Origin of the sequence: Citrobacter sp. wls829, from assembly GCF_005280825.1 — a bacterium.
Lineage (GTDB): Bacteria > Pseudomonadota > Gammaproteobacteria > Enterobacterales > Enterobacteriaceae > Citrobacter > Citrobacter gillenii.
The window spans coordinates 33,144-46,709 of record NZ_SZWP01000107.1 but is presented as its reverse complement, the minus strand read 5'-3'; the positions used below and the strand labels follow the sequence as shown (position 1 = coordinate 46,709).

Sequence of the window (13,566 nt, the reverse complement as noted above, 5' to 3'; positions counted from 1 at the left end):
CGTCTTTCTTTCGGAATATTGGTACTGAGGATGGGACTCGAACCCACAAGCCCGTTAGGGCACTACCACCTCAAGGTAGCGTGTCTACCAATTCCACCACCTCAGCACAGATACTACTATTAGCGCGGGATATCGCTGGTCGGCTGAGCCGGAGCAGCTGGCTGAGTTTGCTCGGTTTTCGCCGGTGCACTCAGATTTTCCCACTCACTTCCTTTATTGGTCTTATTGCTGTTCATGTTACCCAGCACCAGACTGATAATGAAGAACAAGGTTCCCAATACAGCTGTCATTCGGGTCATGAAGTTACCAGAACCACTTGAACCAAACAGTGTACCAGAAGCGCCTGCGCCAAAAGAGGCTCCCATATCAGCGCCTTTGCCTTGCTGCAGCATGATCAAGCCTACCAGGCCAATTGCTACAATAAGGAAAACTACTAAAAGAGCTTCGTGCATAATCAACCTGTTCCTTGCGGAGTTGCCGCGTACCAATGCTTCGACCATTAAAGCGGGAATGTTTAACTGTTTCCCACTGAAGCGGGTGTGAATACTAACCAATGCGAATAACCTTCGCAAGGGCAATTTAAGTGTATTGTATCAACTGAAGAAAAAATCGCCACATCAATCAAAAACGCAGCAATTTATCCCAGCATCGCTGCATCACGGGTCGCTGATCGTCAAGGTTTGCCCAAACAACGACCGGGATTTCACCTATCAGATCTGAATTATCTGGCCAACAGTGGATAACTTCATTATTCACTAATTCTTCAGCCACCATCGACTCGGGCAACCATGCCATTCCCATATGGCGCAGCACCATTTCCCGGATTGTTTCGCTTAACCCACTCTCAAAGACCTTTTTTTAGTCGTGGGTGAACCTGTTGCTCTAGCGGATCGATAATGCGTCTGACAAAGGTATAGTCGCTGTAGCAAAGCCAGGGAATCGGAGCATCTGGAGAATCAAGCTTGTCCGCCAGTTGGGCTGAAATCACCGGGATGAACCGCTCATATCGCCACAATGAGCGTTTTAGCCCCCCGACAATCTCCAGCCCCGGCTGCGAAGACGGCAAATCGTAGGTTACCAGAAAATCAATTTGCCGGTTTATCAGCGCGTTAAAGTGATTATCAATTCCCTGGATGCTGGCGTTTACCGTAAAACTTAATTGTGGTTCGCTTTGGCGCAGGTAATTGATCATGTCAGGCAGGATATTCACCGACAGCGTGTGAAGACTGACCATCACCAGCGTATTTTCCGTTGCCGGCATCATGGCGGCCAGTTCATGACGCGCCTCGGTAAGCGTACTGAGGACATGCCGGGCATAGGGTTCAAACCGTTCACCATAACGGGTTAACGTAACGGGTGTCGTGGTACGATCAAATAGCGGGACGCCTAACGTCTCTTCCAGCGCTTTAATACGCCGACTTAGCGCAGGCTGAGTAATATGCCGCTGTATGGCGGCCTGGGAGTAATTCCCATGCTGACTTAAAGCCAGGAAATCATCTAACCACTTACTATCCACGTCGCATTCTCCACCATTCCATATCCGTATCCTCCGATAACAAATCGGAAATAGTCACAGTTATAGTAATGGCTTTAGTGTGGACCGCATAACAACAATATTCTGTTTCACCTGCCGAGTCTCCCTCCCCTTGACGTTTGACAGGACTAATATGTTTACTTTACTGACTAATGCCCGTGTCTTTTCCCCGGAGGATTTAGGCCTCTGCTCTCTGCTCATATATGCCGATCGTATTGTGGCGGTAGGCAACGATATTTCACGTTTCGATGGCGTCAACGAGGTCATCGATTGCCGGGGTAAATGGGTAATTCCGGGGATTATCGACCAGCATGTCCATCTGACCGGCGGCGGTGGTGAAGCAGGATTTGCCAGCCGAACGCCTGCCGTAAAACTGCGCGATCTGCTTCAAGCTGGCATTACGACGGTCGTCGGCGTGCTGGGCACCGATGCCATTTCTCGCTCGCCCAAAGATCTGTACGCCAAAATGCAGTCACTGAATCTGGAGGGCGTGCGCGCGTTTATGCACACAGGGGCTTACGCGGTACCCAGCCCGACAATTACGCAATCCATTCGCGATGACATAACCTTTATCCCGGCCATTCTCGGCGTTAAAATCGCCCTCGCCGATCATCGGGGTTCATATCCCTCTTTCCAGGAGCTGTTGAGAATCGTCAGCGATATCCGCGTGGCCTCACTGCTGGCGGGGAAAAAAGGGCTGCTGCATGTGCACCTGGGCAACCTGCCGGAAGGCATGTCGCAACTTAGTGCGCTTTGTGATGCCGGTATTCCGATCCACCATATTTCACCGACTCACGTGGCCAGAACCGAAGCCCTGTTCAACCAGGCGATCGCTTTCGCCCATCGCGGCGGCCATATTGACGTGACGTCTGGCGGTAGCCGTTTTATGCCTCAGGAACAGGCCATTCTCCACGCGTTGGAGGCTCAGGTTCCAGCCGATCGCATCACCATCAGCTCAGATGGCAATGGCAGCGTGCCGCGCTTTAATGCTCAGGGTATGGTTGAAGGACTCACGGCCGCGCCGGTAGGCGGTAACCTTGCACTGCTCCCTCGCCTGATTGATGCGGGCATTCCGATCGCACAGGCCGTGGCCATGATGACGGCAAACGTTGCATGCTCGCTGGGAATTTCCGGCGGCAAGCTTTGTGCCGGAGAACGCGCCGATATTTGCGTCCTCAATGATGACCTGTCGCTGGCGCATCTGTTTGCCGCGGGTAGACCGTTACTGCGCGATGGAGAGTGTTTGGTCAACGGCAACTTTGAGTGAGGATGAAAGAATGTCTTTATTGCTGGCGCTAGTCGCCATTGTCTTTGCCGGACGGCTGATCCTGAAAAAGTACCATCCCCAGTCCGTGCTGCTGCTCACCGGGATTGTATTACTACTCATCGCCCATTTTAGCGGAATGACCACGCTCAGTAGCCTGGTGAAGAAAAGCACCGGGTTTGGCCCCTTTGATGCGTTTGAGTTTATCCGCGATACCCTGAGCGTGCGCCTGGGTGGCCTTGGTCTGCAAATTATGCTGATTGGCGGCTTTGCCACCTATATGTCAGCCATTGGTGCCAGTCAGGTGCTGGTTCGGGTGACTTCGCGTCCATTACAGCGTCTGAACTCGCCATATCTCCTACTGGGGCTGGCGTTGCTGCTGGGGCAATTTTTGTCGCTGTTTATCAGTAGCGCTACGGGGTTGGGTTTGTTGTTGATGGCAACGCTTTATCCGCTGCTCACCCGCCTTGGCTGCAGCCGTGCCGCCGTCGCCGCCGTTATCGCCAGTACCTGTGCGGTTGAATTCGGCCCCGGTTCCGGTAACTCGGTTCTTGCCGCCAAAACAGCGGGTATCGAGGTGGTGAACTATTTTGTTCACGATCAGCTTCCCATCGTCGTGCCGGTCATTCTTTTCATCGCCCTGCTCCATATTGTCGTCCAACGCTTTTTCGATCGCCGAGAAAGCGGCGGCGATGTAACCCAGCAGATGCAAACGTTGACCGCCACAGAAGAAACCCACGCCCCGATCGCCTGGCTGTTTCTGCCGATGCTACCGTTGGTATTGATGCTGCTGTGCAGTGATTTACTGTTTAGCTCGCTCAAAATTACGCTGGATACCGCCGTTCTGATTAGCCTGGCCATTACGCTGATTTGCGAGTATTGGCGTCATCGCAAGGCACGTGAAGTGATGGCTGGCGTGCAAAAAGTTTTCGACAGCATGGGCAGCGTGTTTGCCACCGTCGTAACGTTGATTATCGCGGGTGAAGTTTTTTCAGCCGGGCTAAAAGCCATTGGTGCAGTCGACGCGCTGCTTTCACTCTCCGGCGAATTTGGTCTCAGTGCCGCCTCGATAATCCTGCTGATGACGCTGATCACCTTTGCGATTTCTGCGTTGATGGGGTCGGGGAATGCCGCGTTCTTCTCCTTCGCCCCCATGGTGCCGGATATCAGCCGCCATATCGGCAGCGACATCGCCGTGATGATGCTACCTATTCAGATTTCGGCGGGTATTGGCCGGACGTTATCGCCGATCGCTGGCGTGATCATTGCCATTGCCGGGATCGCAGGCGTATCGCCAGTGGATATTGTTAAACGTACCGCAATTCCAATGCTGGGAGGGTGGTTGTTGATGATTGCCCTGACATTTGCCCGTTCAGGGCATTTGCTGGCGGTCCTGCCGTGGCTGGCTGCTCTTGTGCTGATGATGGCCGGGGGCTACTTCTGGCAGCATCGACGCAAACAAGCACTTTCAGTAGGATAAAAAAAGCCGGAGTCTCGGACTCCGGCTCTCAAACTTCAGGAGTTATACGGCTTTCACCGCATCTGCAATACGGTGCGCGAACTCAGTAACCTGCGCTTCATCTTCGCCTTCAACCATCACACGGATTAACGGCTCAGTACCTGATTTACGCAGCAGAACACGACCTCGGTTACCCAACGCCGCTTCAACGTCCGCCATCACCGCTTTCACGGTTTCATGTTCCAGCGGATCGCCGCTACCGGCGGTAAAGCGAACGTTAACCAGCAGTTGTGGGAACATTTTCATACCGCTGCACAGGTCGTGCAAACTCATATGGTTACGTACCATTGCTGCCAGCACCTGCAGACCCGCCACAATACCGTCACCGGTGGTGGTTTTATCCAGCAGGATCACGTGCCCTGAGTTTTCAGCCCCGATGCGCCAGCCTTTTTCCTGCATTTTTTCCAGCACGTAGCGGTCACCCACTTTCGCCCGAGCAAAGGGAATACCCAGCTGCTTCAGCGCCAGCTCGAGACCCATGTTGCTCATCAGCGTACCGACAGCACCACCACGCAGTTGCCCCTGACGTAACGCTTCACGGGCAATGATATACATGATCTGATCGCCATCGACCTTATTACCTTCGTGGTCCACCATGATCACGCGGTCGCCATCACCATCCAGCGCAATACCCAGATCGGCTTTTTCTGCAATCACGCGCGCCTGCAGCGCACGAACGTCGGTCGCACCCACTTCTTCATTGATGTTGACGCCATCCGGCTCACAGCCAATCGCAATGACATTTGCGCCCAGTTCACGGAGTACATTTGGCGCAATGTGATACGTCGCGCCGTTCGCACAATCCACCACGATTTTTAGCTCGTTCAGGCTCAGCTCGTTCGGGAACGTACCTTTGCAAAATTCGATATAGCGGCCCGCAGCATCGACAATACGGCTGGCTTTCCCCAGTTCAGCAGAGTCCACACAGGTGAGCGGCTTTTCCATCTCGGCTTCGATAGCTTCTTCAACGGAGTCAGGTAATTTGGTCCCGTCGATGGAGAAGAACTTAATTCCGTTATCATAAAACGGGTTGTGCGAGGCAGATATGACAATCCCTGCTTCGGCGCGGAAAGCGCGCGTCAGATACGCAACCGCGGGGGTTGGCATTGGCCCGGTGAATGAAGCAGACAGGCCCGCTGCGGCCAAACCAGCCTCCAGCGCTGACTCCAGCATATAGCCAGAAATACGCGTATCTTTACCGATAATAATTTTACGTGAACCATGACGTGCCAGCACTTTTCCTGCCGCCCAGCCCAGTTTGAGCACAAAATCAGGCGTAATTGGGGCATCGCCAACGCGACCGCGGATACCGTCAGTGCCAAAATATTTACGATTACTCATAGCGTTTTTTTTCCTTTGCAGACAATGTGGCTTCCACCACACGCATCGCTTCTACGGTTTCTTTGACGTCATGGACACGAATAATCTGCGCGCCCTGCATGGCAGCAATCACCGCACATGCCAGGCTTCCGCTCAAACGTTCAGATGGCCCCACGTTCAGTAACTGACCAATCATTGATTTTCGTGACATCCCGACCAGCAGCGGCAGATTAAAATGATGAAACTCTGCCAGGCGTGCCAGTAATGTGTAGTTGTGGGTAAGATTTTTACCGAAACCGAATCCCGGGTCGAGCAACAATTTATCTTTTGCGATCCCAGCCCTTTCACAACGTGCTATTTGCTCAACAAAGTAGCGATTTACCTCAGCAAAAACATCTTCGTACTTTGGCGCTTCCTGCATGGTCTTCGGCTGCCCCTGCATATGCATCAGACACACGGGTAATCCAGTTTCCGCCGCAGCTTCCAGTGCACCTGGTTCTGTCAGGGAGCGAATATCATTAATGATATGCGCACCGACTCGGGCACATTCACGAATCACCTCCGGTTTTGAGGTATCCACCGAGATCCACACCTCAAAGCGTTGGGCAATGGCCTCAACGACCGGGATCACCCGTTCCAGTTCTTCTTCTACGCTGACGTCTGCCGCCCCCGGCCGCGTGGATTCGCCACCCACATCAATGATAGTCGCCCCGGCGTTAATCATCAGATTGGCGTGTTTCACCGCCTCAACCAAGGTGTTGTGCGCGCCGCCATCGGAAAAAGAGTCCGGCGTGACGTTTAAAATCCCCATGACGTGGGGATGGCTGAGATCCAGCGAAGAACCCTGAGCAAAGAGTTTCATAGTGTTATCCCTGGTATATACCCATCGTCTTTCAAGCTGCATCTGCGTTAGCTTTATTCGGCCTTCGGCCTCACCCCTTCGGGGCCAGCGCAAGCGCTGTTCAAACCGGCATAGCCGGTTTGTCCTCGATCACCCCAGTCACGTACTGATGTACGCTCCTGGGGATTCCCCTTCGGGGCCAGCGCAAGCGCTGTTCAAACCGGCATAGCCGGTTTGTCCTCGATCACCCCAGTCACGTACTGATGTACGCTCCTGGGGATTCCCTGCGTCGCCGCCTTGATGCAACTCGAAATTCATTGGGTATAAGTTGATAAATAAAAAAACCCCGGAGCAAGCCCCAGGGTTTTCAATTAAAGCACGGTCATCAGCAACGATAACTTATTTGTCACCTAACTGCTCTGACATGTTACCCGGATTCGGCGAGGTCGGTTCATCAACCGGACGCGGCGCACTTGGGGTGCCATTATTGCCAGAGTTGTTAGACGTACCTGACTCTTCCCAACCTGCTGGCGGACGCACATCGCGGCGAGCCATCAGATCGTCAATCTGCGGTGCATCGATGGTCTCATATTTCATGAGCGCATCTTTCATCGAGTGCAGAATGTCCAGGTTATCGTTCAGAAGACGACGAGCACGCTCGTAGTTACGTTCAATCAGCAATTTAACTTCCTGATCGATAATGCGCGCGGTTTCATCGGACATATGTTTTGCTTTAGCAACAGAACGACCGAGGAACACTTCGCCTTCTTCTTCCGCGTACAGCAACGGACCCAGCTTTTCAGAGAAGCCCCACTGCGTCACCATATTACGTGCCAGGTTAGTCGCGACTTTAATGTCGTTCGACGCGCCGGTAGAAACATGTTCAGCACCGTAGATAATCTCTTCAGCCAAACGACCGCCGTACAGCGTAGAGATCTGACTTTCCAGTTTCTGACGGCTAGCGCTGATTGCATCGCCTTCCGGCAGGAAGAAGGTCACACCCAACGCACGACCGCGTGGAATAATCGTTACTTTGTGCACCGGATCGTGTTCCGGTACCAGGCGACCGATAATCGCGTGGCCTGCTTCGTGGTACGCGGTAGATTCTTTCTGCGCTTCCGTCATCACCATGGAGCGACGTTCCGCACCCATCATGATTTTGTCTTTCGCTTTCTCGAACTCAACCATCGATACAACGCGCTTGTTACCACGGGCAGCGAACAACGCTGCTTCGTTCACCAGGTTCGCCAGGTCTGCACCGGAGAAACCAGGCGTACCACGAGCGATAATTGCCGCATCGATATCCGGAGACAGCGGTACGCGACGCATATGCACTTTCAGAATCTGTTCACGACCGCGAACGTCTGGCAGTCCGACCACAACCTGACGGTCAAAACGGCCTGGACGCAGCAGCGCTGGGTCAAGTACGTCTGGACGGTTAGTTGCTGCGATAACGATAATACCTTCGTTACCTTCGAAGCCATCCATCTCAACCAGCATCTGGTTCAGCGTCTGCTCACGTTCATCGTGACCACCGCCCAGACCTGCGCCACGCTGGCGGCCTACGGCGTCGATTTCATCGATGAAGATGATGCACGGTGCTGCTTTCTTGGCCTGTTCGAACATGTCACGCACACGAGATGCGCCGACACCCACAAACATTTCCACGAAGTCAGAACCAGAAATAGTGAAGAACGGAACCTTCGCTTCACCCGCGATGGCTTTTGCCAACAGGGTTTTACCGGTACCCGGAGGGCCGACCATCAGGATGCCTTTCGGGATCTTACCGCCCAGCTTCTGGAAACGGCTCGGTTCGCGCAGGTACTCAACCAGCTCAGCCACCTCTTCTTTCGCTTCGTCACAACCTGCAACGTCGGCAAAAGTGGTTTTGATCTGATCTTCCGTCAGCATGCGCGCTTTACTCTTACCGAACGACATGGCGCCTTTGCCACCCCCGCCCTGCATTTGACGCATGAAGAAGATCCAGACACCAATCAGCAGCAGCATTGGGAACCAGGAAATGAAGATAGAAGCCAGCAGGCTCGGCTCTTCAGGCGGCTCGCCAACAACCTTGACGTTTTTGGTCAGCAGGTTATCAAGCAGCTTCGGATCGTTAACCGGGATGTAGGTCGTGTAACGGTTACTGTCTTTCTTGGTAACGTTAATCTCACGTCCGTTGATACGCGCTTCACGAACCTGGTCCTGATTGACCTCTTGCAGGAAGGTAGAGTAATCCACCTTACGGCCATTAGACTCGCTGGGCCCAAAGCTCTGGAATACTGACATCAGCACAACGGCAATGACCAGCCAGAGTATTAGGTTTTTCGCCATGTCACTCAAGGGATTAACCTCTTATTACAACTGTGTTAAAAACAGCGTCAGGATACTCTATATCCAGCGTCTTTCAAACTTTCGTTTAAAATCTGCCGGTTATGGTTTACGCCCGGTCGCTACAATGTACACTTCACGCGAACGAGCGCGGGAAGAGTCCGGCTTACGAACTTTGACCTTCGTAAACAGGGAGCGAATCTCTCTTAGATACTCATCGAAGCCTTCGCCCTGGAACACCTTAACTACAAAACTACCACCTGGCGCTAATACATCACGAGCCATTCCAAGCGCCAGCTCTACCAAATACATGGCCCGGGGAATGTCCACCGCCGGTGTTCCACACATATTTGGTGCCATATCGGACATGACAACTTGTACTTTACTGTCACCTACGCGCTCAAGTAACGCTTTCAGGACTAATTCATCACGAAAGTCGCCCTGAAGGAAGTCCACACCAACGATTGGATCCATAGGTAAAAGATCGCAAGCGATAATGCGGCCGCTGTTTCCGATCTGCGTAACCGCATATTGCGACCAGCCACCGGGTGCAGCGCCGAGGTCAACTATCGTCATCCCCGGTTTAAAAATTTTGTCACTTTGCTGTATTTCATCAAGTTTAAACCAGGCACGGGAACGTAACCCCTTTTTCTGTGCCTGCTGAACATATTTATCGCTAAAGTGTTCCTGAAGCCAGCGGCTTGAGCTGGCAGAACGCTTTTTACCTGTCATTTTACTTTCCCATCGGGCAGTTCATCGTAACCAATGGTGTAAATTTCTACACTGCTATTTGGTGATATATGGGAGATGGCGGTAGAATGACCCGTTTTCAATCCCAACCTAAGCAAAAATATACGATGAATCTGAGTACTAAACAAAAACAGCACCTGAAAGGTCTGGCACATCCGCTCAAGCCTGTAGTCATGCTTGGCAATAATGGTTTGACCGAAGGGGTACTGGCCGAGATTGAACAAGCGCTAGAGCACCATGAACTTATCAAGGTGAAAATCGCCTCGGAAGATCGCGATAACAAAACCTTGATCGTGGAAGCTATCGTACGCGAAACCGGCGCCTGTAACGTACAGGTCATCGGCAAAACGCTGGTACTGTATCGCCCGACTAAAGAACGTAAAATCTCGCTGCCACGCTAAGAATATCCCAAAGTTGAACACGTAGTTTGTGTAAAACGCGGGAATTTCCGCTAGCAGGAGAGCAAAATGCCACGCTCTCTTCGTTGATAAAAGGCCGCTATGCGGCCTTTTTCCTTTCTTTACAATGTATCAACATCTTAACCAAGATGCGAATTACAGGTATTCTACTTTCACCACTTCATATTCCACTTCACCGCCCGGCGTTTTGATAACCACCACGTCATCCTGCTCTTTGCCAATCAGGCCACGAGCAATAGGCGAGTTAACTGAAATTAGGTTCTGTTTAAAATCGGCTTCGTCATCACCTACGATGCGCCAGGTCTGTTCTTCATCGTTATCAAGATTCAGAACGGTCACCGTTGCACCGAAAACGACACGGCCACTGTTCGGCATTTTAGTGACGTCGATAACCTGCGCGTTAGACAGCTTAGCTTCGATATCTTTAATGCGTCCTTCGCAGAATCCCTGCTGTTCACGGGCCGCGTGGTACTCCGCGTTCTCTTTCAAGTCACCGTGCTCACGCGCATCGGCGATCGCGGCAATGATTTCAGGGCGGCGCACAGATTTCAGAAAATCCAGCTCTTCACGCAGTTTTTCAGCACCACGTAAGGTCATCGGGATAGCTTGCATTTGTTATACCTCTTGAACATTCCTGTAGGGGGCGGTTGTCCTCACCCCGGCTGCTAAGCCCACCCTGGCAAACGCGATGCCAGAGTCAGAAGCAAAAAAATACCGACCCGGGCCCGAGGACCCAGGTCAGCTACAATTCTCTATTTGATGATCATTTTACCCTGGAGTTCCCTATGGGTCATCGTTTACTTTTTGGGGCGTTGCGCCGTAGTATGACGGCCTGTTTCCAGGTTGTTAGCGCGAGATTATGCGATTTCCCAGATTTACCATCGGATTGACTGCCAGTATTGCGGCGTTCAGCGTTCAGGCTGCGAATGTTGACGAGTATATCAACCAGCTCCCTGCCGGGGCCAACCTCGCCCTTATGGTACAGAAGGTTGGGGCTCCGACGCCTGCTATTGATTACCATAGCCAACAAATGGCCCTACCCGCCAGCACCCAAAAAGTCATCACCGCCCTGGCGGCCTTGATCCAGCTTGGGCCGGACTTCCGTTTTACTACTACGCTAGAAACCAAAGGTAGCGTGGAAGGCGGGGTATTGAAAGGTGACTTGGTGGCGCGATTTGGTGCCGATCCGACGCTAAAACGTCAGGATATTCGCAATATGGTAGCAACCCTGAAAAAATCAGGCGTGACGCAAATTGCCGGAAATGTCCTCATCGACACGTCCATTTTCGCCAGTCATGATAAAGCACCTGGCTGGCCCTGGAACGACATGACGCAGTGTTTTAGCGCACCGCCTGCGGCAGCGATTGTTGATCGTAACTGCTTCTCGGTGTCGCTTTACAGTGCGCAAAAACCTAACGATCTCGCCTTTATTCGCGTGGCATCATACTACCCGGTAACCATGTTCAGCCAGGTTCGCACCCTCGCACGTGGTTCTGCAGAAGCGCAATATTGTGAACTGGATGTCGTTCCTGGCGATTTAAACCGCTTCACGCTAACCGGTTGTCTGCCCCAGCGCACCGACCCACTGCCGCTGGCGTTTGCCATTCAGGACGGCGCCAGCTATGCCGGGGCAATTATTAAAGATGAGCTGAAACAAGCGAGTATCGCCTACAGCGGTACGCTGCTGCGCCAGACGCAAGTCAACGAGCAGGGTACCGTTGTCGCCAGCAAGCAGTCAGCACCTTTACATGACCTGCTTAAGATTATGCTGAAAAAGTCGGACAACATGATTGCTGACACCGTTTTTCGTATGATCGGCCACGCGCGATTTAATGTCCCTGGCACCTGGCGCGCAGGTTCCGATGCCGTACGCCAGATCCTGCGCCAGCAGGCGGGTGTCGATATTGGTAACACGATCATTGCCGACGGATCCGGCCTCTCTCGCCACAACCTGATTGCGCCCGCCACCATGATGCAGGTGCTGCAGTACATCGCACAGCATGACAACGAGCTGAACTTTATTACGATGCTGCCGCTGGCAGGCCATGACGGCTCTCTGCAATACCGTGCGGGTCTGCATCAGGCTGGCGTGGATGGCAAAGTCTCCGCGAAGACCGGCTCGTTACAGGGGGTGTATAACCTTGCAGGATTCATTACCACGGCAAGCGGGCAACGCATGGCGTTTGTACAGTATCTGTCTGGCTATGCGGTAGAACCCGCTGACCAGCGTAACCGCCGTATCCCGCTGGTACGCTTTGAAAGCCGGTTGTACAAAGATATTTATCAGAACAACTGACGGTGATGCTGTCGGATAGCGCTTGCGCGTATCCGACCTACACGCATTTGCGGCCCGTTGATATTGTTGGCCGGATAAGACGCAATCGCGTCGCCATCCGGCACCAGGATTAACGCTTGTAGATGAACTCAACGCCTTCTTCGTCGTCTTCGTCCCAATCTTCATCCCAGTCATCTTCCGCTTCGTCTTCGACTTCAGCGAGCTGCTGACGGTGATAATCGTCCCACATGAACTCCACTTTCTCTGGCTGCTTCGCTTCTTCAGCCTGAACAATTGGGTTCTCAATGATAAACGTCATCACATCCCAGCAAAGATCCTTCACGCCCAGCTGACTGGCAGCAGAGATCAGGTAATATTTACCTTCCCAGCCCAGCGCTTCAGCGATCGCTTTCGCTTTCTCTTCCGCTTCGTCTTTGTCCATCAAATCAATTTTGTTGAACACTAACCAACGCGGCTTGGAGGCCAGATCCTGACTGTATTTCTCCAGTTCACCAATAATAATACGGGCGTTTTCTACCGGATCTGAACCGTCAATCGGATCGATATCGATGAGGTGCAGCAGGACGCGGCAACGCTCCAGGTGCTTCAGGAATCGGATCCCCAGACCCGCGCCTTCCGCAGCGCCTTCAATCAGACCCGGGATGTCAGCAACCACAAAGCTCTTTTCGTTGTCCATACGCACAACGCCCAGACTCGGCACCAGCGTGGTGAACGGATAATCCGCCACTTTCGGTTTCGCTGCAGAGACCGCACGGATAAACGTTGATTTACCGGCGTTTGGCATACCCAGCATACCGACATCCGCTAACAGCATCAGCTCCAGCATCAGATCGCGTTTATCGCCCGGCGTACCCATTGTTTTCTGACGCGGAGTACGGTTGACCGAGGATTTGAAACGGGTGTTACCCAGACCGTGCCAGCCGCCTTTAGCGACCATCAGACGCTGACCGTGCTTGGTCATGTCGCCCATGGTTTCGCCCGTGCCCTGATCGATCACACGCGTACCGACAGGCACTTTAATCGTAACGTCTTTACCACGCTTACCGGTGCAATCACGGCTCGCGCCATTCTGACCACGTTCCGCACGGAACGATTTTTCGAAGCGGTAATCGATCAGCGTGTTCAGGTTTTCGTCGGCTTCCAGCCAGACGTCACCACCATCACCACCATCACCGCCGTCCGGACCGCCTCTCGGGATGTACTTTTCGCGGCGGAAGCTGACGCAACCATTACCGCCATCACCTGCAACGACCAGAATCGATGCTTCATCAACAAACTTCATTTTACTCTCCGTA

Annotated in this window: 11 protein-coding genes, 1 tRNA gene and 1 pseudogene; 4 read left to right on the top strand and 9 right to left on the bottom strand. The window is 52.8% G+C overall.

Translation table 11 applies throughout. The annotated features are described in order from the left end of the window. Nucleotides 1-19: 19 nt before the first annotated feature. The 3 genes and pseudogenes from FDW88_RS22010 to FDW88_RS22000 all read right to left on the bottom strand — a co-directional run bounded on the left by FDW88_RS22010 (nucleotide 20) and on the right by FDW88_RS22000 (nucleotide 1,516). Nucleotides 20-106 (bottom strand) — tRNA-Leu (locus FDW88_RS22010). 13 nt (nucleotides 107-119) lie between these two features. Further along, nucleotides 120-452: a preprotein translocase subunit SecG gene (gene secG / locus FDW88_RS22005; RefSeq protein ID WP_003025000.1), complete on the bottom strand. Its 333-nt coding sequence runs from the start codon at nucleotides 450-452 to the stop codon at nucleotides 120-122. Between the two features lie 169 nt (nucleotides 453-621). Beyond that, nucleotides 622-1,516, bottom strand: a pseudogene (locus FDW88_RS22000) (LysR family transcriptional regulator). Nucleotides 1,517-1,667: 151 nt separating this feature from the next. On the opposite strand from FDW88_RS22000, the gene iadA reads away from it, so the two are divergent. Next, on the top strand, nucleotides 1,668-2,801 hold the full coding sequence (gene iadA / locus FDW88_RS21995) for a beta-aspartyl-peptidase (RefSeq protein ID WP_137363363.1): 1,134 nt from the start codon (nucleotides 1,668-1,670) through the stop codon (nucleotides 2,799-2,801). A 10-nt stretch (nucleotides 2,802-2,811) separates the two neighbouring features. After that, a complete protein-coding gene (gene dcuC, locus FDW88_RS21990; RefSeq protein ID WP_115257391.1) occupies nucleotides 2,812-4,278 on the top strand; it encodes a C4-dicarboxylate transporter DcuC in 1,467 nt (488 codons plus the stop codon). Nucleotides 4,279-4,320: 42 nt separating this feature from the next. On the opposite strand, the gene glmM is transcribed toward dcuC, so the two are convergent. From glmM to rlmE, 4 genes are all read right to left on the bottom strand, one after another. After that, nucleotides 4,321-5,658 carry a phosphoglucosamine mutase gene (gene glmM, locus FDW88_RS21985; protein ID WP_096755525.1) on the bottom strand — a complete coding sequence of 446 codons (1,338 nt, stop codon included), beginning with the start codon at nucleotides 5,656-5,658 and terminating at the stop codon, nucleotides 4,321-4,323. Then, nucleotides 5,651-6,499 (bottom strand): dihydropteroate synthase, encoded by an 849-nt coding sequence (gene folP, locus FDW88_RS21980; RefSeq protein ID WP_096755524.1) that lies wholly within the window; start codon nucleotides 6,497-6,499, stop codon nucleotides 5,651-5,653. Before folP ends, glmM begins: the two co-directional genes overlap by 8 nt. A 378-nt stretch (nucleotides 6,500-6,877) precedes the next feature. Further along, the gene (gene ftsH / locus FDW88_RS21975) at nucleotides 6,878-8,809 is read right to left on the bottom strand and encodes an ATP-dependent zinc metalloprotease FtsH (RefSeq protein ID WP_137363362.1); all 1,932 of its coding nucleotides are present in this window, start codon (nucleotides 8,807-8,809) and stop codon (nucleotides 6,878-6,880) included. A 99-nt stretch (nucleotides 8,810-8,908) separates the two neighbouring features. Next, a complete protein-coding gene (rlmE, locus tag FDW88_RS21970; RefSeq protein WP_004106110.1) occupies nucleotides 8,909-9,538 on the bottom strand; it encodes a 23S rRNA (uridine(2552)-2'-O)-methyltransferase RlmE in 630 nt (209 codons plus the stop codon). Between the two features lie 125 nt (nucleotides 9,539-9,663). Between rlmE and yhbY the strand changes: the two genes are divergently transcribed. Continuing rightward, nucleotides 9,664-9,957 carry a ribosome assembly RNA-binding protein YhbY gene (gene yhbY, locus FDW88_RS21965; protein ID WP_096755522.1) on the top strand — a complete coding sequence of 98 codons (294 nt, stop codon included), beginning with the start codon at nucleotides 9,664-9,666 and terminating at the stop codon, nucleotides 9,955-9,957. A 153-nt stretch (nucleotides 9,958-10,110) separates the two neighbouring features. On the opposite strand, the gene greA is transcribed toward yhbY, so the two are convergent. Beyond that, the gene (gene greA, locus FDW88_RS21955; protein WP_137363361.1) at nucleotides 10,111-10,587 is read right to left on the bottom strand and encodes a transcription elongation factor GreA; all 477 of its coding nucleotides are present in this window, start codon (nucleotides 10,585-10,587) and stop codon (nucleotides 10,111-10,113) included. Between the two features lie 247 nt (nucleotides 10,588-10,834). Here greA and dacB point away from each other — a divergent pair, with 247 nt between their 5' ends. Next, nucleotides 10,835-12,271, top strand: a complete 1,437-nt coding sequence (dacB, locus tag FDW88_RS21950; protein ID WP_137363360.1) for a serine-type D-Ala-D-Ala carboxypeptidase — start codon at nucleotides 10,835-10,837, stop codon at nucleotides 12,269-12,271. A 109-nt stretch (nucleotides 12,272-12,380) separates the two neighbouring features. On the opposite strand, the gene cgtA is transcribed toward dacB, so the two are convergent. Then, the gene (gene cgtA, locus FDW88_RS21945; RefSeq protein WP_096755518.1) at nucleotides 12,381-13,553 is read right to left on the bottom strand and encodes an Obg family GTPase CgtA; all 1,173 of its coding nucleotides are present in this window, start codon (nucleotides 13,551-13,553) and stop codon (nucleotides 12,381-12,383) included. Nucleotides 13,554-13,566: the final 13 nt, after the last annotated feature.

Bases quoted from the DNA above. Each gene is read 5' to 3' on its own strand.
- secG (WP_003025000.1), bottom strand. From the start codon at position 452: ATGCACGAAGCTCTTTTAGTAGTTTTCCTTATTGTAGCAATTGGCCTG.
- iadA (WP_137363363.1), top strand. From the start codon at position 1,668: ATGTTTACTTTACTGACTAATGCCCGTGTCTTTTCCCCGGAGGATTTA.
- dcuC (WP_115257391.1), top strand. From the start codon at position 2,812: ATGTCTTTATTGCTGGCGCTAGTCGCCATTGTCTTTGCCGGACGGCTG.
- glmM (WP_096755525.1), bottom strand. From the start codon at position 5,658: ATGAGTAATCGTAAATATTTTGGCACTGACGGTATCCGCGGTCGCGTT.
- folP (WP_096755524.1), bottom strand. From the start codon at position 6,499: ATGAAACTCTTTGCTCAGGGTTCTTCGCTGGATCTCAGCCATCCCCAC.
- ftsH (WP_137363362.1), bottom strand. From the start codon at position 8,809: ATGGCGAAAAACCTAATACTCTGGCTGGTCATTGCCGTTGTGCTGATG.
- rlmE (WP_004106110.1), bottom strand. From the start codon at position 9,538: ATGACAGGTAAAAAGCGTTCTGCCAGCTCAAGCCGCTGGCTTCAGGAA.
- yhbY (WP_096755522.1), top strand. From the start codon at position 9,664: ATGAATCTGAGTACTAAACAAAAACAGCACCTGAAAGGTCTGGCACAT.
- greA (WP_137363361.1), bottom strand. From the start codon at position 10,587: ATGCAAGCTATCCCGATGACCTTACGTGGTGCTGAAAAACTGCGTGAA.
- dacB (WP_137363360.1), top strand. From the start codon at position 10,835: ATGCGATTTCCCAGATTTACCATCGGATTGACTGCCAGTATTGCGGCG.
- cgtA (WP_096755518.1), bottom strand. From the start codon at position 13,553: ATGAAGTTTGTTGATGAAGCATCGATTCTGGTCGTTGCAGGTGATGGC.